Source organism: Ferrimonas senticii DSM 18821, from assembly GCF_000422665.1.
In the GTDB taxonomy this organism is placed as follows: domain Bacteria; phylum Pseudomonadota; class Gammaproteobacteria; order Enterobacterales; family Shewanellaceae; genus Ferrimonas; species Ferrimonas senticii.
This window is the reverse complement of sequence record NZ_KE383899.1, coordinates 12915-34962: the sequence shown is the minus strand read 5'-3', so window position 1 is coordinate 34962 and position 22048 is coordinate 12915. Positions and strand designations below refer to the sequence as shown.

At 53.8% G+C, this 22048-nt stretch carries 16 protein-coding genes and 1 tRNA gene; 15 read left to right on the top strand and 2 right to left on the bottom strand.

What is annotated here, in order from left to right:
• Window positions 1-20: 20 nt before the first annotated feature.
• The 5 genes from infB to pnp all read left to right on the top strand — a co-directional run bounded on the left by infB (window position 21) and on the right by pnp (window position 7894).
• Complete coding sequence (gene infB / locus G506_RS0115210; protein WP_028117613.1) at window positions 21-2687, top strand: translation initiation factor IF-2; 2667 nt, start codon at window positions 21-23, stop codon at window positions 2685-2687.
• Window positions 2688-2786: 99 nt separating this feature from the next.
• Window positions 2787-3194 (top strand): 30S ribosome-binding factor RbfA, encoded by a 408-nt coding sequence (gene rbfA / locus G506_RS0115205; RefSeq protein ID WP_028117612.1) that lies wholly within the window; start codon window positions 2787-2789, stop codon window positions 3192-3194.
• The gene (gene truB, locus G506_RS0115200; RefSeq protein ID WP_028117611.1) at window positions 3194-4147 is read left to right on the top strand and encodes a tRNA pseudouridine(55) synthase TruB; all 954 of its coding nucleotides are present in this window, start codon (window positions 3194-3196) and stop codon (window positions 4145-4147) included. Before rbfA ends, truB begins: the two co-directional genes overlap by 1 nt.
• 217 nt (window positions 4148-4364) lie before the next feature.
• On the top strand, window positions 4365-4634 hold the full coding sequence (gene rpsO, locus G506_RS0115195; RefSeq protein ID WP_028117610.1) for a 30S ribosomal protein S15: 270 nt from the start codon (window positions 4365-4367) through the stop codon (window positions 4632-4634).
• Between the two features lie 1160 nt (window positions 4635-5794).
• Window positions 5795-7894, top strand: a complete 2100-nt coding sequence (gene pnp / locus G506_RS0115185) for a polyribonucleotide nucleotidyltransferase (protein ID WP_028117609.1) — start codon at window positions 5795-5797, stop codon at window positions 7892-7894.
• Between the two features lie 84 nt (window positions 7895-7978).
• Here pnp and G506_RS0115180 read toward each other — a convergent pair whose 3' ends face one another.
• Window positions 7979-8713: a FadR/GntR family transcriptional regulator gene (locus tag G506_RS0115180; protein WP_028117608.1), complete on the bottom strand. Its 735-nt coding sequence runs from the start codon at window positions 8711-8713 to the stop codon at window positions 7979-7981.
• Window positions 8714-8984: 271 nt separating this feature from the next.
• Here G506_RS0115180 and G506_RS0115175 point away from each other — a divergent pair, with 271 nt between their 5' ends.
• Entirely contained in the window at window positions 8985-11984 is a 3000-nt protein-coding gene (locus G506_RS0115175; protein ID WP_084631493.1) for a TonB-dependent receptor, read from the top strand.
• Between the two features lie 360 nt (window positions 11985-12344).
• On the opposite strand, the gene G506_RS0115170 is transcribed toward G506_RS0115175, so the two are convergent.
• Window positions 12345-12695 carry a hypothetical protein gene (locus tag G506_RS0115170; RefSeq protein ID WP_028117606.1) on the bottom strand — a complete coding sequence of 117 codons (351 nt, stop codon included), beginning with the start codon at window positions 12693-12695 and terminating at the stop codon, window positions 12345-12347.
• Window positions 12696-12876: 181 nt separating this feature from the next.
• On the opposite strand from G506_RS0115170, the gene nlpI reads away from it, so the two are divergent.
• The 9 genes from nlpI (at window position 12877) to G506_RS0115130 (ending at window position 22048) form a co-directional block, all read left to right on the top strand.
• Complete coding sequence (gene nlpI, locus G506_RS0115165; RefSeq protein WP_028117605.1) at window positions 12877-13797, top strand: lipoprotein NlpI; 921 nt, start codon at window positions 12877-12879, stop codon at window positions 13795-13797.
• Between the two features lie 60 nt (window positions 13798-13857).
• Window positions 13858-15600: a glycoside hydrolase family 3 protein gene (locus tag G506_RS0115160; RefSeq protein ID WP_051202182.1), complete on the top strand. Its 1743-nt coding sequence runs from the start codon at window positions 13858-13860 to the stop codon at window positions 15598-15600.
• Complete coding sequence (gene nagA, locus G506_RS0115155; RefSeq protein WP_028117603.1) at window positions 15600-16733, top strand: N-acetylglucosamine-6-phosphate deacetylase; 1134 nt, start codon at window positions 15600-15602, stop codon at window positions 16731-16733. Before G506_RS0115160 ends, nagA begins: the two co-directional genes overlap by 1 nt.
• Before the next feature lie 90 nt (window positions 16734-16823).
• On the top strand, window positions 16824-18416 hold the full coding sequence (gene prfC, locus G506_RS0115150) for a peptide chain release factor 3 (RefSeq protein WP_028117602.1): 1593 nt from the start codon (window positions 16824-16826) through the stop codon (window positions 18414-18416).
• A gap of 100 nt (window positions 18417-18516) precedes the next feature.
• Window positions 18517-18654 (top strand): DUF5363 family protein, encoded by a 138-nt coding sequence (locus G506_RS21040; RefSeq protein ID WP_169628121.1) that lies wholly within the window; start codon window positions 18517-18519, stop codon window positions 18652-18654.
• Window positions 18635-19408 carry a TatD family hydrolase gene (locus G506_RS19910; protein ID WP_169628120.1) on the top strand — a complete coding sequence of 258 codons (774 nt, stop codon included), beginning with the start codon at window positions 18635-18637 and terminating at the stop codon, window positions 19406-19408. Before G506_RS21040 ends, G506_RS19910 begins: the two co-directional genes overlap by 20 nt.
• A gap of 145 nt (window positions 19409-19553) precedes the next feature.
• Window positions 19554-20795 (top strand): NupC/NupG family nucleoside CNT transporter, encoded by a 1242-nt coding sequence (locus tag G506_RS0115140; RefSeq protein ID WP_028117601.1) that lies wholly within the window; start codon window positions 19554-19556, stop codon window positions 20793-20795.
• 148 nt (window positions 20796-20943) lie between these two features.
• On the top strand, window positions 20944-21720 hold the full coding sequence (locus G506_RS0115135; RefSeq protein ID WP_028117600.1) for an outer membrane protein OmpK: 777 nt from the start codon (window positions 20944-20946) through the stop codon (window positions 21718-21720).
• Window positions 21721-21972: 252 nt separating this feature from the next.
• Window positions 21973-22048, top strand: a tRNA-Phe gene (locus tag G506_RS0115130).

Below are 22048 nucleotides of genomic sequence, written 5' to 3'. Positions count from 1 at the left end.
CAACAGAGGATATAAGGATAATGTCAGAAAAAACTATTGAGTCCCTTGCTGCGGAAGTCGGCAAACCTGTTGACCGTTTGGTTGCCCAATTTGCCGAAGCTGGCATCAACAAAAATGCCGGCGATAAGGTATCTCAGGATGAGCAGCAAACGCTGCTCAACCACTTGTCTAAGCAGCATGGCGGCGCGGCTGAGCCAACCCGAATGACCCTGCAGCGTAAGACCAAGCAGACCCTGAGCATTAACAGCGGTGGCGGCAAGAGCAAAGACGTACAGGTAGAGGTTCGTAAGAAGCGTACCTACGTTAAGCGCAGCGTCATCGAAGAACAGGCCCAAAAGGAAGCTGAAGAAAAGGCACGCCTAGAGGCCGAAGAGCAGGCACGTATCGCCGCGGAAGAAGCTAAACGCCAAGCTGAAGAGAAAGCGAAGGCCGAAGCGGAAGCCAAAGCACAACGTGCTGCCGAAGAGAAAGCCAAACGCGAAGCGGCGGAAGCCAAGCGTCTGGCAGAAGCGCAAAAGGATCCAGAAACCTTAGCGCAAGAACAGAAAGCCAAAGAAGAGGCAGCAGCATTGCTAAAAGCGCAAGAACAAGAGGCAGCTCGCAAAGCGGAAGAAGCAGCCAAGCAAAAGGCCGAAGAGGCGAAGAAGCTGGCTGAAGAGAACGCTGGTCGTTGGGCCGCCGAGGAAGCAAAGCGCAAGGAAGAAGAGAAAAACGCCGACTACCACGTAACCACTTCTGTGGCGGCACGTGCAGCGGAAGATCAACAAGACGCAAACGCCGAGCGTAGCGGTCCTCGTCGCAAGAAAAAGCCGGCAGACCGTAACGCCCGTGACGGCGGTGGTCGTAACGACCGTCGTGGTGGCCGCAACAACAAGCGCGGCGCCAAAGTGGCTAGCAACAACCAGCACGGCTTCCAAAAGCCAGCTGAAAAAGTGGTGCGTGACGTTGAAATCGGCGAAACCATCACCGTAGCTGAACTGGCCAACAAGATGGCAATCAAGGCAACCGAAATCATCAAGACCATGATGAAGATGGGTTCCATGGTTACCATCAACCAGGTTATCGACCAAGAAACCGCCCAGCTGGTTGCCGAAGAGATGGGCCACAAAGTGGTTCTGCGCAACGAAAACGAGCTGGAAGACGCGGTAATGGCGGATCGCGATACCGAAGCGGAAACCGTTCATCGTGCGCCGGTTGTGACCATCATGGGTCACGTTGACCACGGTAAAACCTCGCTGCTGGATTACATCCGTCGCGCCAAGGTTGCTTCTGGCGAAGCTGGTGGTATTACCCAGCACATCGGTGCTTACCACGTAGAAACCGAAAACGGCATGATCACCTTCCTGGATACCCCAGGACACGCGGCCTTTACCAGCATGCGTGCTCGTGGTGCGCAAGCGACCGATATCGTGGTTCTGGTTGTAGCGGCCGATGATGGCGTAATGCCACAGACCATCGAAGCGATCCAGCACGCCAAAGCTGCTGGTGTACCGCTGGTGGTTGCCGTGAACAAGATGGATAAAGAGACTGCCGACCCAGATCGCGTTAAGAGCGAACTGGCACAGCACAACGTGATGTCCGAAGACTGGGGCGGCGAGAACATGTTTGTTCACGTATCTGCTAAGTCTGGTATGGGCATCGACGAACTGCTGGAAGGCATCCTGCTGCAATCCGAAGTACTGGAGTTGACCGCTCGTAAAGAGGGTATGGCTCGTGGTGTGGTAATTGAATCCCGTCTGGATAAAGGCCGTGGTCCAATCGCATCCATCCTGGTTCAGGAAGGTACTCTGAAAGCGGGCGACATCGTGCTGTGTGGTCTGGAATATGGCCGCGTTCGTGCAATGCGCGACGAAAACGGCAAAGCGATCGAAGAAGCCGGTCCATCCATCCCAGTAGAGATCCTGGGTCTGTCTGGCGTACCAGCAGCGGGCGACGAAGCCACTGTAGTACGTGACGAGAAGAAAGCGCGCGAAGTGGCCCTGCACCGTCAAGGTAAGTTCCGCGAAGTGAAGCTGGCTCGTCAGCAGAAGTCCAAGCTGGAAAACATGTTCACCAACATGACCGAAGGCGACATCTCTGAACTGAACGTGGTACTGAAAGCCGACGTTCAGGGTTCTCTGGAAGCGATTGCAGACTCCCTGACCAAGCTGTCTACCAGCGAAGTTAAGGTGAACATCATCGGCCGTGGTGTTGGTGGTATTACCGAAACTGACGCCTCTTTGGCTGCGGCTTCCAACGGTATCCTGGTTGGCTTTAACGTGCGTGCTGACGCCGTTGCTCGTCGCATGGTTGATAACGAGAACCTGGATCTGCGCTACTACAGCGTGATCTACGATCTGATCGACGAAGTGAAAGCGGCGATGTCCGGTATGCTGGCGCCAGAGTTCAAGCAGCAGATCATCGGTCTGGCTGAAGTACGTGACGTATTTAAGTCGCCTAAGATCGGTGCAATTGCTGGCTGTATGGTGACCGAAGGTATCGTTAAGCGTAACGCGCCAATCCGCGTACTGCGTGACAACGTGGTGATCTACGAAGGCGAACTGGAATCCCTGCGTCGCTTTAAAGACGATGCCAGCGAAGTGCGTAACGGCATGGAGTGTGGTATCGGCGTTAAGAACTACAACGACGTTCGCGTAGGCGACCAGATCGAAGTATTCGAAACCGTAGAAGTAAAACGCACCCTGTAATCGGGGAGAGCCCCGTCGCCGACGGCACAGCCTACGCGTCGGTGCTAGAGTTACTTTAAAAAGGAAGAGGGGCAATGCCCCTCTTTTTGGTGAAAGATTATGGCAAAAGAATTCAGTCGAGTTCAGCGCGTTGGTCAACAACTGCAGCGCGAACTGGCGATGGCGATGCAGCGTGATATCCGCGATGCCCGCCTAGGTATGGTTACCATCAACGAAGTGCAAGTATCCCGCGATATGGGCTACGCCAAAGTGTTCGTAACCTTCTTAAATGACGACGCCGACGAAGTGAAAGCACAGATCGAAGTGCTGAAAGAGTTGGCGCCGATGATCCGCATGATGATCGCAGGTCGCGTAAAACTGCGCGTTATGCCAGAACTGCGCTTTGAATACGACCGCTCTTTGGTGGACGGCATCAACATGGCATCAATGGTGTCTAAAGTGCGTGCTGAAGACCGTGCTAAAGCGGAAAAGTTTGGCACTGACGAAGAGCAAGAGGATCAGCAGTAATGGGCCGTCGTCGTAACCGCGGTCGCCTAATCGATGGCGTGGTACTGCTGGATAAGCCGCTGGGCTTGTCCTCGAACGATGCGCTGCAAAAAGTAAAGCGCATTTACAACGCCAACAAAGCCGGCCACACCGGTGCGCTGGATCCGTTGGCCACCGGTATGCTGCCGATTTGCCTGGGTGAAGCGACTAAGTTTTCGCAGTACCTGCTGGACTCCGACAAGCGCTACACCGTAGTCGCTAAGCTGGGTCAGCGTACCACCACTTCCGATGCCGATGGCGAAATCGTATCCGAGCGTCCAGTGAACGTTTCTGACGAACAACTGGCCAAGGCACTGGACGGTTTCCGTGGTGACACCATGCAGGTGCCATCGATGTATTCGGCGCTGAAATACCAAGGTCAGCCACTGTACAAATACGCCCGTGAAGGCAAAGAGGTCCCGCGTGAAGCTCGGCCAATCACCGTATTTGAACTGAACCTACTGCGCTTCGAAGGCGATGAGGTAGAGATGGATATTCACGTATCCAAAGGTACCTACATCCGCACCATCGTTGATGACATGGGCGAAGTGCTGGGCTGTGGCGCGCACGTTAGCTTCCTGCGTCGTACTCAGGTCGCCAACTACCCGTACGAGCGCATGGTGACTCTGCCACAACTGGAAGAGTTGCTGCGTCAGGCCGAGATGCAAGAGGTTAGCCCGAAAGAGTTCCTCGACCCAATCTTGCTGCCGATGGATACCGCCGTTGCCGATCTGCCAGCGGTAGAGATGACCGAAGTGGTTGCCTCTTACCTGCTGAACGGTCAACCGGTACAGGTACCAGGGGCGCCGCTGGATGGCATCGTTCGTCTGTTTATGGGCGACGACAAAACCTTTATCGGCTTAGGTCAAATCGACGACGCCGGTCTGGTTGCACCAAAGCGCCTGATCAATCGTCAGGACGCTAACGCGCAGTAACAACAGCGAACAGTCAGTAGTTGTTAGCTACCAGTTGGTAGTTGTCAGTTATTGGCTGTTGGTTAGCTGCGAAAGTTAGGCTGCAGTGAGCACTCAGGCTGACCAAGCTAGGGTTGATGCGATTGCTTAAAGTCGCTACAATCCGCCGCCTTGAGCTGAGTTAGTGATCGGCTCAAGGATTTTTTAAATCACTATCTATGTATTTGGAGATATGACTATGTCACTAAGCGCAGAAGCTAAGGCAAAGATCGTTGCTGAGTTTGGTCGTGGCGAAAACGACACCGGTTGCACCGAAGTTCAGATCGCACTGCACACCGCTCAGATCAACCACCTGCAAGGCCACTTCAAGCAGCACATCCACGACCACCACAGCCGTCGCGGCCTGCTGCGCATGGTTGCTCAGCGTCGTAAGCTGCTGGACTACCTGAAGCGTAAAGACGTTGCTCGTTACCAGGAAGTGATCGCTAAGCTGGGTCTGCGTCGCTAATACGTCGCCCAAGTTTGCAAAAGGGGAGCCATTCGGCTCCCCTTTTTCCATTTCTGGCGACCGTAATTAGCGGTTGCCGCCACAGCCCCATCATCAGATACCCCCCCCCAACAAAAGCCAGCTGCAGATAACGGTTGCACCACCGGGCTTGGCAACTGCTCTTACTACCTACTGCGAACTAATTACTATCAACTCGCTTTTATCTTTGCCTCCGGCGGCCAAGGGCTGCGCCCTTTGGATTCCCCTGCGCCTCCAAGGTTGACGAAAGCCCCTCGTTGTCACCGCACTTCGCGGCAGCATCGTACCCGAGGCGGCATCCCTGCCTTCGCGGGCCTCTCGGGCATCCTGCCCTCGGCGTGCCGCTGCGTTTGCGGTTTCACTCGGCGTCAACAAGTCGGCTTAAAGCCGCCATAGCAACCGTCATCAGATGCATTAAGGGAAGTGATTTTCTGGCGACGGTTGCGCCAACGGGCTTTGGCCGACTCGCGGCGCTGAGCGGTGTGCTGCGCATTGAGGTCGAAGGCCATGGATGGCCGGAGTGCGCGGCTAAATCAGGGACGATGCATCCGCGCAGTGCCGAAAGGAGCAGCGCAAGGAGCGAAGGGGTGTCGCCGTGTTGGAGGCTTTTGGGATTGAAAAGGGTGAAACCCTTTCCCGCCGGAGGCAAATGGCTAAGAAATAGAGAGATAGAACTTAGCGATCGCCGACGATCTTGCTCTTACTGTCTACTGCGAACTAATTGCTATCAACTCGCTTTTATCTTTGCCTCCGGCGGCCACGGGGCTTCGCAGGCCTCTAGAGCATCCTGCCATTGCGTTTGCGGTTTCACTGGCGTCAATAAGTTGGCCTAACGCACTCCGAATTACCACCATCGTGAAATCGCGCGTGTAGGGTTCAGCATTATTGGGATTTCCGCGAACACGTTCGCGGCTACGGTTGCGCCAACGGGTGAGCTATGGATAGTCCAACGCGTGGCTTCAATAGCAATGCTGCGAGGTATTTCTGCACTCCGCTATATCCGCGATTTTGGGAGCCACCAACTGAAGCGGTTGGCGCTACTGAAAAGTGCGCTAGATCATTGCCACCGCTATCTTATTGCAGGCGATGCAGTATACTAACGGGCGAAATTTAAGGTGAAAATCAAGTTAAGGAAACGACACGTGAATCCTGTCATTAAGAGCTTTCCGTACGGCAACCACACCGTTACTCTGGAAACTGGTGTAATTGCACGTCAAGCCGACGCAGCCGTACTGGCAAGCATGGGCGACACTACTGTTCTGGTTACTGTTGTAGGCAAAAAGAGCGTACAACCAGGCCAAGACTTCTTCCCGCTGACCGTTAACTACCAAGAAAAGACCTACGCTGCAGGTAAAATCCCAGGTGGTTTCTTCAAGCGTGAAGGTCGTCCATCTGAAGGTGAGACTCTGACTGCTCGCCTGATTGACCGTCCAATCCGCCCACTGTTCCCGAAAGGCTTCATGAACGAAGTGCAAGTGATTGCCACTGTTGTTTCTGTTGAGCCTGCGGTATCCCCAGACGTAGTAGCGATGATCGGTACTTCTGCCGCTCTGGCGCTGTCTGGCATTCCTTTCAACGGCCCAATCGGCTGTGCTCGCGTTGGCTTCAAAGATGGCGAGTACATGCTCAACCCATCTGTGGAAGAGCTGAAAGAGTCCAAGCTGGATCTGGTTGTTGCCGGTACCGAAAGCGCGGTGCTGATGGTGGAATCCGAAGCTGAAGTGCTGTCTGAAGAAGTGATGCTGGGCGCGGTAGTGTTCGGTCACCAAGCACAGCAAGCGGTTATCAACGCCATTAACGAACTGAAAGCCGAAGCGGGCAAGCCTGCTTGGGAATGGACCGCTCCAGTTAAAAACGAAGCATTGGCTGCCAAAGTAGCTGAGCTGGCTGAGCAAGGTCTGGGCGATGCTTACCGCATCACCGACAAAGTGGCTCGTCTGGAAAAAGTAAACGCGGTTAAAGCGGCTGCTAAAGAAGCGATCCTGGCTGAAGACGCTGACCAAGACGGTCAAGAGATCAGCAACCTGCTGGGCAGCCTAGAGAAGCGCGTTGTTCGCTCTCGCATCATCGCTGGTGAGCCACGCATCGACGGCCGTGACACCAAGATGGTTCGCGCTCTGTCTGTACTGCCAGGCGTACTGCCACGTACCCACGGTTCTGCGCTGTTCACCCGTGGTGAAACTCAGGCACTGGTAACCGCGACTCTGGGTACTGAGCGTGACGGTCAGATCATCGACGAGCTGGTTGGTGAGCGTACCGATCGCTTTATGCTGCACTACAACTTCCCTCCATTCTGTGTCGGTGAAACTGGCTTCATCGGTTCACCTAAGCGTCGTGAAATCGGCCACGGTAAGCTGGCTAAGCGCGGCGTACAGGCGGTAATGCCAACCGCAGAAGAGTTCCCATACACCGTTCGTGTGGTTTCTGAAATCACCGAATCTAACGGCTCCTCCTCTATGGCGTCCGTATGTGGTACCTCTCTGGCGCTGATGGACGCTGGTGTGCCAATCAAGGCCTCTGTAGCTGGTATCGCTATGGGTCTGGTAAAAGAAGGCGATGACTTCGTCGTTCTGTCTGACATTCTGGGTGACGAAGATCACCTGGGCGACATGGACTTCAAAGTAGCCGGTACCGCAGAAGGCGTTACCGCACTGCAGATGGACATCAAGATCGAGGGTATCACCCAAGAGATCATGCAGATCGCTCTGAAGCAGGCTAACGAAGCGCGTAACCACATCCTGAACGTAATGGATCAGGCGATGCCTTCGCACCGCAACGATCTGTCCGACTACGCGCCACGCATTACCACCATCAAGATCAACCCAGAGAAGATCCGCGATGTAATCGGTAAAGGCGGTGCGGTGATCCGTGCTCTGACTGAAGAGACCGGTACCACCATCGAGATCGAAGATGACGGCACCGTGAAGGTAGCGTCTACCGACGGTCTGGCTTCTAAAGCCGCTATCGATCGCATTCTGGCGATCACCGCTGACGTTGAAGAAGGTCGTATCTACAAGGGTAAGGTTGTTCGTATCGTTGATTTCGGTGCGTTCGTAAACATCCTGCCTGGTAAAGACGGTCTGGTGCACATCTCTCAGATCACCGAAGAGCGCGTAAACAACGTGGCTGATCACCTGGAGATGGGCCAAGAGGTTGAGGTTAAAGTGGTTGAAGTTGACCGCCAAGGCCGTATCCGTCTGTCCATGAAAGACGTAAACAAGCCAGCTCCTGCAGCTGAGTAAGTTGACGTTTTGACATGTAAAAGCCGCTCGAAAGAGCGGCTTTTTTGTTGGTTGAGGTATTTGGTTTTTTGGTTGACCAATCGGTTAGTCAAGGTGTTCCGGCAGCAAGGTTTCCAGCGAGTATTGGCTGCGTTTTTCACTGCTGCGACGCTGCAACTCGGCCAATGCTTTAGCTTCCGATTGATCCAGCATCGCGTTTAGCAACCGATGAAAATGACGGTGCATCGCTGCGCGGGCTTGTTCGGGATCGCGCTGTTGTAAAGCGGTTAAGATGGCGCTGTGCTCGGCGATGGTTTGATGATTGTCGCTGCCGCAAACGCTTTGATAGTCGTCGATTATCTCTGCCGTGGAGGAACGAAGCGCCCACAAATTGTTGAAGCTTTGCAGCATCGCACCATTGCCGGTGGCTGCGGCAATGATCTGGTGAAAACGCTCGTCAGCGGCTTCGACATATTGTTGGTCTTGCATGGCCGCGACCGTTTCTGCGAGTTGTTGCAACTCTTTGTCACTGATCCGTCCCGCAGCCAAAAAGGCGATCTCGCCTTCAATTAGCGCTCTGGCTTGGGTTAACTCAAACGCATTAACCGCGATTGTGGGGGTCGGTGATGGCAACACATACACCCCAGAGCCGGTTTTTACTTCCACGCGTTGACGCACCTCTAAGGCGATGATCGCTTCACGGATGGTTGGCCGACTGACTTGATAGTGCTCGGCCAACTCTCGCTCTGGCGGCAGCCGCGTACCGGCAGGGTAGTCACCCGCTTCAATCGATTGCTCGATACCATCAACGATTTGCCAATACAGACGTCGTTCATCCATAGCTTGTCCTTTCTTTTACTGGCCTGCACGGTCTTTGCGGTGGTTAACCATACCGCAACTTACCTAATTGTAGTCAACTTGTTAACCAATAAACGCAGTCTTTGCCAGATATTGGTCTGCAAATTGTTCAACCAAATTGTTTGACATTTAATCTTACCGGCGACTAGGTTTGGGTTAACGCAACAGCCTGTTAGTAGTTTTGAAACATAACGTTGGCGTTACACAAGGGAGTAGTACAGAAAATTTAAAAGCCTAAGATCCGGAGAAGATCATGAAACTGAATCGAGTCAGTAGGGCGTTGGGGTTGTACCGAGGAGCAGGTTGTATTTCAGTGCTCGCCCCAGCTGTGTGGTTGGCGGCATTGCCGATGACGGTGAATGCTGAAGAGGTGGCCAGTGATGTTGTCGAAGACAACGTTGAGGTGATCGAAGTGCGAGGCTTGCGAGGCACCATGACTCGCTCGCTAAATGAGAAGAAGAACAACGACAAGATCGTCGATGCCATCGCGGCATCGGATTTTGGTGAACTGCCGGGACTGTCGATCTCCGATATCATCGAAAACATTCCGTCGGCTTCCGGCCATCGCCTCAAGGGCAGCCAGAACGAGATCTCGATTCGTGGATTGGGTTCCTACTGGGGCTACTCCACCTTTAATGGCCGCACTATTACCAATGCCGGTCCCGGTCGAGCGGTGAACTTTAAGAAGTTTCCGTCGGACTTGGTCGATAAGGTGGTGATCTACAAGTCGCAGTCGGCGGATCTGGTCGAGGGCGGTACCTCTGGCACCATCGATATCTCGTCGTTGCGGGCGTTGGATTATGGCCGAGATGAAACCAATGTCACTGTCGAGGGGATCTATAACTCGTACTACGAGGACGTTGAGGGGGACAACGCCAGCCCGTGGGGTAGCAAATTTGTGTTGTCGACGGTGCAAAACTTCGATGCCGGTGCGCTTGGCGCCATGGGCTTTACCTTTGGTTTTAGCTATCAAGATACCGCCAACCCGGAAGAGAATTACGGCGGCAGTTCGCAGATGGGGGTGTGTGCCTTACGCGATGCCGATGGCAACCCGCTATCGGACAACGGCGAAACCTGTTTTGATGATGATTCCGATCAAGCGGTCAGTGCTGGTCGAGTCGGTCGTCGACCGACCCCAGGAGAGGAGACCGATTTAGCCAATTACGATCCATCGTCGATCTTTTACGTGCCGGCGGATGCGTTTTGGCGTACCGGCACCGATGAAGATACTCGCAAAGGCATTGTGGTTACCTATCAGTGGCAGCCAAACGATCGCTGGGACATCAACCTGGATTACGAACAGTCGCGATTGGAATATCACGAAAATCGGATGGAGTTTGGCATCGACAGCCGTGCTAAAGGTCTGACCGATCACATCATCGCCGATGATCACACCTTGTTGTATGCCAAAGGGATTGCCAAGGCGCAGCTTAACGGTGAGAGCCGCTACCAGTGGGACGATTACGACGGTGGTGGCCTGAATATTGAGTTTCTGCCGAACGATCAGTGGTGGCTGGCGCTGGATCTATCCTATTCCAAATCAGAGCGCTACCGTTTGCGCCATCGTACTAAGATGCGCACCAACAGCCGTTATGCCTATGAAATGGACTTTCGTGGTAGCAACGTCCCGACTTTGAATTGGCTGGCAAACGGTGGTGATCCGGCGTTCGATATGACCCAGATGAGCAGCTACGCCGATAAAGAGGATAATACGCTGACTTACGCCGAATATCGCCGTTCTCACGATGATCGCACTGACGACATCTGGGCCGTTAAGTTTGATAGCGCCTACGCACTGGATAACAACCACTTCTCCGCCTTGAAGGCGGGGGTACGGTACTCCCGTGAGCATCTGCTGGACTTTAAAACCAATGACGTTTCGATCGATCCGAACAGCGGCGCTCAAAAAACCAGTGCTTACAAGGACTCTTCCTACGATCCCAGTGGTTTGTATCAGTGTCAGAACAACCACCAAAATAATAACTTGTTCGATGAAGAGCGCGGCGGCGTAGCGCCGTTTCCCACCTACGATGCCGAATGTTTCATCGGTAACATCTTAGGCGGTGAATTTTACGACATCGGTGAACGAGAGGATGGCCGCAGCGGTTCAGATGTCGATGTGCGCGAAGATATCTTGGCACTGTACTTGATGGCGGATATCGATTCCGAACTGCTTGGGATGCCGATGTTCGGTAACGTTGGGGTGCGGATGGTACGCAACGAGACCCGCTCCTACGGTTGGGGGGATAAGGTGTATCTGACCAGCAATGATGATGGCACCTTTGAAACCGCGATCAACGCCAGCGGTGAGATCGAGCAGGTGAACTTGGAGTCCGATTGGACTGAGTATTTGCCAAGTTTGAACCTGACCTTTGAACTAACCCCAGAGTGGTATCTGCGTACCGGTATCTACCGCGCGTTGTCACGTTTTCAGATGAACGCGATGTCATCGGGGGTGGCTTACACCACCTGTGCTGATCAAGACAGCGATCTGTGTGATGAAACCAGCAATACCGATCTGCGCGAGGCGGTCGGTTTTGGCGATGCGTCAGGCAACCACATGAACCCGTACACCTCGACCAACTACGATCTGTCGCTCGAGTACTACCCCAGCGAGGACGCGGCTTACAGCATTGCCCTGTACTGGAAAGATTTCACCGGTGGTTATGTGCAAACTACCGAGGATCGTGATGTCGTGGTGTCGCTGGATGGGGTGGATACCGTGGTTTCAGGGATCCCGCACACTGTGCGACAAACTGACGATAAAAAGTCGACCATTAAAGGGGTAGAGATCAGCGCCCAGAAACACTTTAGTGAGCTGCCTGCGCCATTTGATGGTCTCGGCACCAAGTTGGCTTATAACTACGCTGACTCCGACTTTGTGACACCAGAGTATGCCAGTCCAGTGGTGGTGGCCGATGCCAACCTGTTCGGTTTTTCCGATACCGTGGCCTCCGCTTCGGTTTACTGGGAGGGGGAAAGCACCACCTTGCGATTGCTGTATAAGTATCGCTCGGAGTATTTCCAGCCCAACAGTCTGCCATTCCCGGATCGGTCTCACCGTTACGTGCAAGATTCCGATTACTTGGACTTCTCGGCTAAGTACAAGGTTAATAACCACTTAACCTTGAACTTTAAAGCGTTGAATTTATTGGATGAACCGCAAGTAATGACCCGTGGTAATGGCACCACCATTGCCGATTACTCGCGCTCTGGGGCCAAATACTTCGCTGGAGTTAAAGTGCAGTTTTGATCTGAGCAACCGAGCGCCGCAAATCAATTGCGGCGCTTAATCGATTCCTGCGGCTTGGCCAGCACTGATGTGCTGGTCTTTTTTGGTTTTGTGGAACTATTAGGGCGTGTTGACCTTTGCTGTATATTTTTGCGCCCATTGTTGGCTATTTTTGAAAGCCAATTGATCTTGCTTGGTTATTTTTGCTGTTCTGCTCTCACTGAGGGGCGCCTTGGCAGGGTCGGATTAGCGGCTGTCACTCTTCGTCATACGATTTCGACGTAGAGCTACTATGCCTTCAATCGCAATCCTCGATTGACAGCCGCTATCCTCGACCAAATTCTGAACACCAAACGTCAACACGCCCTAGGAAGGATTTGGCTATTGGGACTGTATTTGTGAAGTTTGCTGGTTGCTATCGAGCAGATGGAACTCGTAGGCGATGACAGCGGTCAGAGCCAGTAGCAGCAACACCAAAAATAGGAAAATCGGGCTGCGCTTTTTCGTGGTGACCTGAGCGACCCGACCTAGCTTGAACTTGGCGCCGGTTGCTCGCAGTTCCTCTCCGACTTGCTCGACATCCAAGATCAAAGTATCGCCAATGTTGGGGCGGTGCGGGCGGTAATGAAACGCTTTTTGGTCGACGTAGATTTTGTCACTGCGGCCATTCGGTTTGACGTAGCCGTAGCCCTGTTGCTCATTCCATTCGAGCAAGGTGCCCTGTAAGCGCATGTTCCTTCCCTGTTGCTTATTTTTTAGCTCATTTGTTTGATGCTAATGCGAAAGTTGCTGAAAATAAAGCGTTTTGTGAGCAATGTCAGTGACCGATACGCGGCATTTGAGATAGTGGTATTATCAACGCTACAGTGGCCTGCAAGGGCACATAGGTCGTGGTTTTAACAAGGATTATGGGATGACAAGTAAACGATTAGGGTTGCCGCTGATGCTGGCGCTGGCACTGCTTAATGGTTGTGCCACCACGGCGGTCGATACCGTTGCTGAACCATCCGGACAGTTGTTGCTGGCAACGCCGCGTCAGGCGGATGCGCAGTTGCAGATGCACGTTGCCAAAATCACCGAGTTGCTGGGCAATAACCAGTTAACCGAGCAACAGCGGGCCCAGTTGTACTATGACCGTGGCATTCGTTATGACTCGCTTGGACTGCGTGGACTGGCTCGAATTGATTTCAATGCGGCCATGCAGTTGCAGCCAGCGAACGCCAACCTGTTTAATTTTATGGGGATCTACGCCACCCAAGCGGCCGAATTTGATAGCGCCTTTGAATCCTTTGATGCGGTACTTGAATTGAGCCCCGACTATGACTTTGCTTATCTAAACCGTGGCATCGCCTCGTACTACGGAGATCGGCCAGCGCTGGCCATCAGCGATTTTGATACCTTCTACCTGCTGGATAAGCGCGATCCCTACCGGGTTATCTGGCTCTACTTAGCCGAGTACCAACAAGATCCGTTGACCGCTGCGGGCAAACTGCAAGCGCGGATGGCAGGCTTAGACACTAGCCAATGGGGTTATCAGTTGGCGCGCTTTTTTGCCGGCGAAATCGATCGCTCGCAGCTACTGGCATCGACCCGTGAAGGGCTAACTAAGCAGGGCCAGTTGGCGGAGCGGTTGTGTGAGGCGTACTTCTATTTGGGCAAGCAGGCGCGTTTAGATGGCGAGCCAACCCAAGCAATTAACCTCTACAAGTTAGCGCTGTCGACCAACATCTACGAGTTTGTAGAACATCGCTATTCCTTGTTGGAGATGCGCTTGATTGCCGAAGAGGCAATTGAGCAAGCGCGTGAGGCGCAGCAGACCGACAGTGAGCTTTAACTAAATTAATATCAGCGGTAACGGCTCGGTTTTCCGAGCCGTTATCGTTTACGCAGAATCATGACAACCACCTCGTTAACCTTGCGCCAGCAGTTGGCGCAAAAACTGATGATCGACATCCGCCGCTTTGACGATAAGCCGGTGACCCAATTGCCTGCAGAGCTGGCGCATCTGATTGCCAGCAGTGGTTTGGGCGGTGTCATCCTGTTTGCTGAAAACTGCCAGTCGAGCAGCCAAATTCAGCAACTGACCAGCCAGTTACAACAAGCGGCAGCGCAGTCGCCAGCACAATTGCCACTGATAATCTCTATCGACCAAGAGGGCGGGCGAGTGGTGCGTTTGCCCCGCAGTCAGGCCAGTGGCTTTGCTGGCCATATGGCGATTGGTGCGACTCAGGCGGCGCATGGACATCGATTTGCCACTCTAACCGGTGATGTCTTAGGCACAGAGCTAAGCGCCCTTGGGATCAATTGCAATCATGGCCCAACGCTGGATGTGAATAACAATCCAGCCAATCCGGTGATCAATGTGCGGGCGTTTGGGGAAGATCCCAAAGTTGTGGCGCAGCTCGGTCAAGCGCAGCTGCAGGCGATGCAGCAGCAAGGCGTGATTGCCACCATCAAACATTTTCCTGGCCATGGCGATACCGCCGTCGATAGTCACACCGGTTTGCCACGGGTTGTCCATCCGCGCTGCCACTTAGAGCAGTGTGAATTGCTGCCGTTTAAACGGCTGATCGCAACCGGTCAGGTTGAAATGGTGATGACCGCGCATATCCAGTTTCCGGCATTGGATAACAGTACCTTGGCGACCGACAACGGCGACCTGATTACCGCACCGGCAACCATGTCGCGCTTGATTCTGACCGACTTGCTGCGCGGCGAACTCGGTTTTAACGGGGTGGTGATCACCGATGCCATGGATATGGCGGGCATCGCCCAGTATTTTTCACCGACTCAAGCGGTGATTAACGCCTTTGCCGCCGGCGTCGATATCGCTCTGATGCCACTGCGAGTGCGCACCGCTGAAGACCTGTCGTTGATTGATAAATTGCTCGATGGCCTTGAAGCAGCGGTGCTGCAACAGCTCCTTGATGCCGATGAGATTAACGCTTCTTGTCAGCGGATTATCAGCCTTAAGCAACGCTTTGACTTAGCCAAGCCGGTCTCACCAGCACAGCTGTCTACGGTTAATCAGCCGCAGCATCAGCAGTGGCAAGCCGAACTGGCCGCGGCCGCGATTACCGAACTCGGCGGCAGTGCCCCGGCGTTGCCGCAACAGGGCAGCATCGCCATTGTGATGCCGCGGTTGGAACAAGCGCAGGCGCTGGCCAATTCGCTTACCCCTTTGTTAACTGACGACGTTAGCTTCGAGTGTGCGGCATTGCTGGATATGGATGAGGCGTTAGTTCGTTGGCAGCAACATTCACCGCAGCTGCTGATCAGCGGCTTTATCTGGCCGAAGCCGGGGCCAGCAGAGCTCGGTGGCATGGAAGATATAGCACGGCTGCAGCAGTTGGCTGATCGCTATCAACCGGCGTTGCTGGAACCGCTGTTTAGTGCACTTAACAGCGTGCCAACCATCTTTGTGGCGCTGCGTACCCCGTATGGCGCGCAAGCGTTTGCGCCAAACGCCGCATGGCGTCTTGCCACCTTTGCCGATCATCTTGACAGCAAACCGGGCGAAACCGCTTTCGGTTACAGCTATCAGGCATTAGCCCAGGTGATTGCTGGGCACAGCAAAGCGACCGGGCAATCGCCAGTTAGCCTGAGTGCGGTTAACGAAACAGAGGAACAACAGTAATGCAGTCGATTCGGGTGGCGCAGCTGTTTGATGGCAAGCAGTGGCTAAGCGATCAAATCGTTGATTGGCAACAGGGCGAAATCACCGCGATTGGCTCCGGCGCTGGTAGCGAATTACCACTCCATCATGGGTTCCTAACCGCCGGCTTTACCGATCTGCAGGTGAATGGCGGTGGCGGGGTCTTGGTTAATGCCACCCCTAATGCCGCTGCCATCTGGCAGATGTTGCTGACCCACGCGCAGTTTGGCACCACTGCGATGTTGCCAACGGTGATCACCGACAGCCTTGCGGTGATGACTGCCGCTGCTGATGCGGTGGCAGCTCTGCATCGCCAGCACCCAGATAATATCGTCGGCATCCATTTTGAGGGGCCGCACATTAGTTATGCCAAAAAAGGGGCCCATAACGCCGACTTTATTCGGCCAATCAGCGATGCTGAGTGGCAGCTTTATGGCCGTGATGATCTTGGGGTAAAGCTGGTGACAGTCGCGCCCGAAACCGTCAGCCCTGCCGAGGTAACCCGCCTGACAGAGCTTGGCTGCAAGGTGTTTGTTGGCCACAGCGATGCCAGTTTCGCGCAAGCCCAAGCGGCACTGAATGCCGGTGCAGTTGGTTTTACCCATCTGTATAACGCCATGTCGGCGCTGGGTTCCCGCGCGCCGGGGATGGTTGGGGCGGCGCTGCTGGATGATGCCAGTGTGTGTGGCTTGATTGTCGATGGTCACCACAGTGACTTCGGCGCTTGTCAGCTAGCCATTAAGACCAAGGGGTATCAGCAGATCGCTTTGGTGACCGATGCGATGCCGCCGGTCGGTGTTGATCAGCAGCAGTTTACCCTGGTGAATAAAACCGTTTACCGGCAAGGGGATAAACTGGTGGCGGAATCCGGTGAACTGGCCGGCTCGGCGCTGGATATGGCCAGCGCGGTGCGTAACTGCGTGCAGCAACTTAAGCTGCCACTAAGCCAAGCGCTGGCGATGGCGACAGCGGTTCCGGCCACTGTCCTTGGCTTAACGCCGCGACTTGGTCAGCTTGGGGTGGGTAAAGCCGCTAATATGGTACTGCTGGATGACAACCTCGAGGTGGTTGACTGCTGGCTGGCAGGGCAGGCGCTTGCTCGGTTGCGAAGCTGATTAATAAACGCCAAAATACGCGCCATTATTCGCCGCCGCTATTGCCCTTGGCTATGGCGGCGTCACCTATTTAAAGAAGACCGCTTTTTCATGTCGAATTCTCAACATCAGCAACAGGTTGGCAAACGCCGCACCTTTGCGATTATTTCGCACCCTGACGCCGGTAAAACCACCATTACCGAAAAAGTTCTGTTGTTCGGACAGGCGCTGCAACGCGCTGGTACCGTAAAAGGCCGTGGCGGTTCTGGTCAGCACGCTAAATCTGACTGGATGGAGATGGAAAAAGAGCGTGGCATCTCGGTAACCACCTCGGTGATGCAGTTCCCATACAATGACCGTTTGGTAAACCTGCTGGACACCCCAGGACACGAGGACTTCTCTGAAGATACCTACCGTACCCTGACTGCGGTGGATTCCTGCTTGATGGTGATCGACGCCGCTAAAGGTGTAGAAGATCGTACCCGCAAGTTGATGGAAGTTACCCGTCTGCGCGATACCCCAATCGTGACCTTTATGAACAAACTTGACCGTGATATCCGCGATCCAATGGAGCTGCTGGATGAGGTTGAGAACGAGCTGTCGATCATGTGCGCGCCAATCACTTGGCCGATTGGCTGTGGTAAAGAGTTCAAGGGCGTGTACCACCTGCACCGTGATGAGACCATCCTGTACCAAACCGGTATGGGCCACACCATCCAAGATAAGCGGGTGATCAGCGGTTTGGATAACCCAGAGCTGGACGCCGCTGTCGGCGCTGGCTTGGCTGAACAACTGCGTGAAGAGTTGGAACTGGTGCGTGGCGCCTCGAACGAATTCGATCTGGAACTGTTCCTGCAAGGTGAACTGACCCCAGTTTACTTCGGCACCGCACTGGGTAACTTCGGTGTTGACCATATGCTGGATGGTCTGACTGAATGGGCTCCGGCACCGCTGCCGCGTGAAACCAATGAGCGTTCGGTTAATGCCGACGAAGAGAAGTTCACTGGCTTCGTGTTTAAGATCCAAGCCAACATGGATCCAAAGCACCGTGACCGTATTGCCTTTATGCGTATTTGCTCCGGTAAATACACCAAAGGCATGAAAATGCGCCACGTTCGCATCGGCAAAGATGTGACCATCTCTGACGCGGTAACCTTTATGGCCGGCGATCGCAGCCACGCGGAAGAGGCCTACCCAGGCGATATCATCGGTTTGCACAACCACGGTACCATTCAGATCGGTGACACCTTTACTCAAGGTGAAGCGCTGAAGTTCTCTGGCATTCCAAACTTTGCCCCAGAGATGTTCCGTCGCATTCGTCTGCGCGATCCACTGAAACAGAAGCAACTGCTGAAAGGTCTGGTGCAGTTGTCTGAAGAGGGCGCGGTACAGGTATTCCGCCCGCTGGATAACAACGATCTGATTGTAGGTGCGGTTGGTGTGCTGCAGTTCGATGTGGTGGTTGCGCGCTTGAAGAGTGAATACAAGGTTGAGGCGATCTACGAGCCGATCAGCGTATCCACCGCCCGTTGGGTTGAGTGTAACGATCCGAAGAAACTGGATGAGTTCCGCCGTAAGGTGTCGATCAACTTGGCGTTGGATGGCGGTGATAACCTGACCTACATCGCGCCATCGATGGTCAACCTGAATCTGTCGATGGAACGTTACCCAGACGTAACCTTCCGTAAGACTCGCGAGCACTAATCCTACTCGGATATTGCGGCATCAAAGCGCCCCGACAATGGATGTTGTCGGGGCGCTTTTGTATTCTGACTTCATCAATCGACGAACAAAGGAAGAGCCGATGAACTGGCTAAAACGTTTATGGCAGCGCTATTGCCAATGGTTGGATGAAACTGGCCTGAATGGCGGTCAGTGCCGCTGCATTCCGTTGGATGAAAAAGCGCAGCAGGCGCTTGAGCGTGACCGTGCTGATCGATAGTCATTGCCATCTGGATTTGACGCCGTTGGCGGAGGATCTAGATGCCGTACTGGCGCGGGCGCAGGCCGCTGGGGTGGGGCAGATGCTGATCCCAGCGATTGACCGCGCTCACTGGCAAGGGTTAGAGCAGCTTAGTGTGCGGCCAGAGTTGCAAGTGGCGATTGGTTTGCATCCGGTGTTTGAGCACGATGTTAACGCGGATATTGAGGCGCTGTCAGCGCGGCTGGAGCAGCCTCATCCGTTTATTGCTATCGGCGAGTGCGGCCTTGATAAAGTGGCTGGGAGATTACCGTTAACGGCGCAAATCGAGCTATTCAATGCCCAACTGTTGCTCGCCAACCAACATTGTTTGCCCATTATCCTGCACGTGCGGCAAGCCCATAATGAGTTGCTGCAACAATTGAAAGCCAATCCGCCGCTAGCGGGGGGGATTGTTCATGGTTTTAGTGGCGGCATCGAACTGGCCAAGCAGTATCGGCGCTTTGGGATTCTGATTGGCATTGGCGGCGTTTGTACTTATCCGCGCGCGGCTAAGACCCGCAAAATGGTGGCCGAACTTCCACTAGATGGTTTTGTGCTGGAAACCGACAGCCCCGATATGCCGTTGTCCGGTTTTCAAGGCCAACCAAATCAACCGGCACAGCTGCCCTTGGTAGTCGCTGAAGTCGCCAGCTTGCAGCAACGATCGCTTGAACAGGTGATCGCGGCTCAACAGCAAAACTGGCAACGACTGTTTCCCCACTGGGGCCTGTAACCGCCTAAAATTGCCACTCTTTCCGTCACCAGATCAACGGTGAACCTTGGTACATGCTGCTATGTTTATCGACGCTGCTATTGGTTGGCAGCAGGGCGGTGATCCTAGAGCACCGCGTCGCCCCATCCGTTAGGGAGTCGCTTAGATGAACATCATAATGAGCTTGGTTGGCGTAGTCGCGCTGCTAAGCATTGCCATTTTGCTTTCAAAGCACCGCAGCGCCATCAACTTGCGCACGGTTCTTGGTGCCTTTGCCATTCAGGCGGCGCTGGGTGGTTTTGTGCTGTACGTCCCCTTTGGCAAAGATCTGCTGGGTGGCATTTCAGAAAAAGTCTCCTCGGTGATTGGCTACGCTAACGACGGCATCGGTTTTTTGTTTGGCGATTTGGCCCAATTTAAGGTCGGCTTTATCTTCGCTATCAATGTGTTGCCGGTGATTGTGTTCTTCTCATCGTTGATTGCGGTGTTGTATTACCTCGGGATCATGCAGTGGGTGATCCGCATCATTGGGGGCGGCTTGCAAAAAGCCCTCGGGGTCTCCCGCCCAGAAGCGATGTCGGCGACCGCCAATATTTTTGTCGGCCAAACCGAGGCGCCGTTGGTGGTGCGGCCGTTTATCCCGACCATGACCCAATCGGAGCTGTTCGCGATCATGACCGGCGGTTTGGCCTCGGTAGCCGGTTCGGTGCTGGCAGGCTACGCCGGACTTGGGGTTAAGCTGGAGTATCTGATTGCGGCGTCGTTTATGGCCGCCCCCGGTGGTCTACTGATGGCCAAGTTGATGCACCCAGAAACTGAAACTGCCAAGCAAGATATGGCCGATATCGGCGAAGCGGTGGAGAAGCCGGCAAACGTGCTCGATGCCGCTGCCGCTGGGGCCTCGTCCGGGATGCAGTTAGCGCTCAATGTTGGCGCGATGCTGTTGGCGTTTATCGGCCTGATTGCGATGCTTAATGGCATCATTGGCTGGGCTGGCGGCCTGTTTGGTTACGAGGGGCTGACGCTCGAGCTGATTTTCGGGATTGTCTTTCGGCCATTGGCGTTTGTGATGGGGGTGCCCTGGCATGAGGCCGAGGTTGCCGGTTCCTTTATCGGCCAGAAAATCGTGGTTAACGAGTTTGTCGCTTACGTTAATTTTGCCCCTTATCTTACCAATGAGCTGTTGATTGATGGCGCGCCGATGAGCGAGCGCACTCAGGCGATCATCTCCTTTGCTCTGTGCGGTTTTGCCAACTTGAGTTCGGTAGCGATTCTACTTGGTGGCCTTGGGGCGATGGCACCGAATCGCCGTGGTGATCTGGCGCGCTTAGGTCTACGCGCGGTGGTGGCCGGTTCGCTGTCGAATTTGATGAGTGCCACCCTTGCCGGGTTGTTCCTGGCGTTATAGCACGATTTGCTATTGATACGCCGTCAGCTTTGCTGGCGGCGTTTTTGTTGCTTCATCTAGCTAATTAAACTGGAAAAACAGCTTAACTGTGCAACCTTTAATTGAAGCGTGATTAAGCTTGCATGCTGATAATGACAAGGAGGATGAGATGAAGTGGAGTAGGGCGGTTGTTGCTGTAGGTGTATTGACCATGGCGCCAAGCCAAGCGGCAGAGTATCAGTATGGTTTTGCTGATATGAACCTTAACTGGTTGGATTGGAGTTCCAGTACTGAGCGTGACTCTGGTGGCTTTAAAGAAGATTTCTATTACATCGAGATTGAGGGCGGCGCCGGTTTTGATTGGGGCGACGTTTACATGTTTTTCGATGCCGAGAACACCTTTGAGGGCAACGACACTCAAGTTGGCGAGGATGGCCAATTTCAAGGCAATGGCTCGTTTCGGATCGCCGCCAAGATCAGCGGCGGCTACAACATCTATAACAACTGGCAACTCTATGGTCAGAGCTACTACACCATCGGCAACAGTTTCTACGACAGCACCAATGTGCTTGGTTTCCGTTATGGGATCTATACCGACTCTGGTTTCTGGATAAAACCGTTTTTGGGGATGAACTACACCCGTACCGAGAGTTGGACAGGGGTTAATGGAGCGATGCTCGGCTGGATTTTTGGCTATGACTTCAGTGCCGCGGAGCAGAAGTTTTCAATTTCCAACTGGCACGAATTCGAGATTGGCCGTGATGACGATTATGGCGGCAGCGGCGCCGATCGGGAATCGTTTGGTATTAATGGGGCGCTAGCGTTTTGGTGGCACCTACCTAATTCAAAATTCACCACCGGTATTCAGTATCGTTACTTTCAGGACAAGCTGGGTCAGTCCGGTTACGGTGATGCCATCATCTACACCCTGAAGTACAACTTTTAGCTTGTTGCTCACGGCAAAGCTCGAGAATCAACTTTTGGGCTTTGCCGTGATTGGAAACTTTCAGGGTAAAAATTTCAGCGGTAGCGCATCGTAAAGTCGCCAAGGTGCTTTGGGTTGGCATGCGCTAGAACACGCAAAATAGGTATTTTTGGACATTCTTAAAGCAGTTAAACCGAAGTTGCATAACTTTGCAGCAAGTGATTCGATTTCAGTTGACGGCAGCAAGCAAAATCCGTTTAATAGCGCTCCGTCGCCTCGTTAGCTCAGTTGGTAGAGCAGCGGATTGAAAATCCGCGTGTCCCTGGTTCGATTCCGGGACGAGGCACCA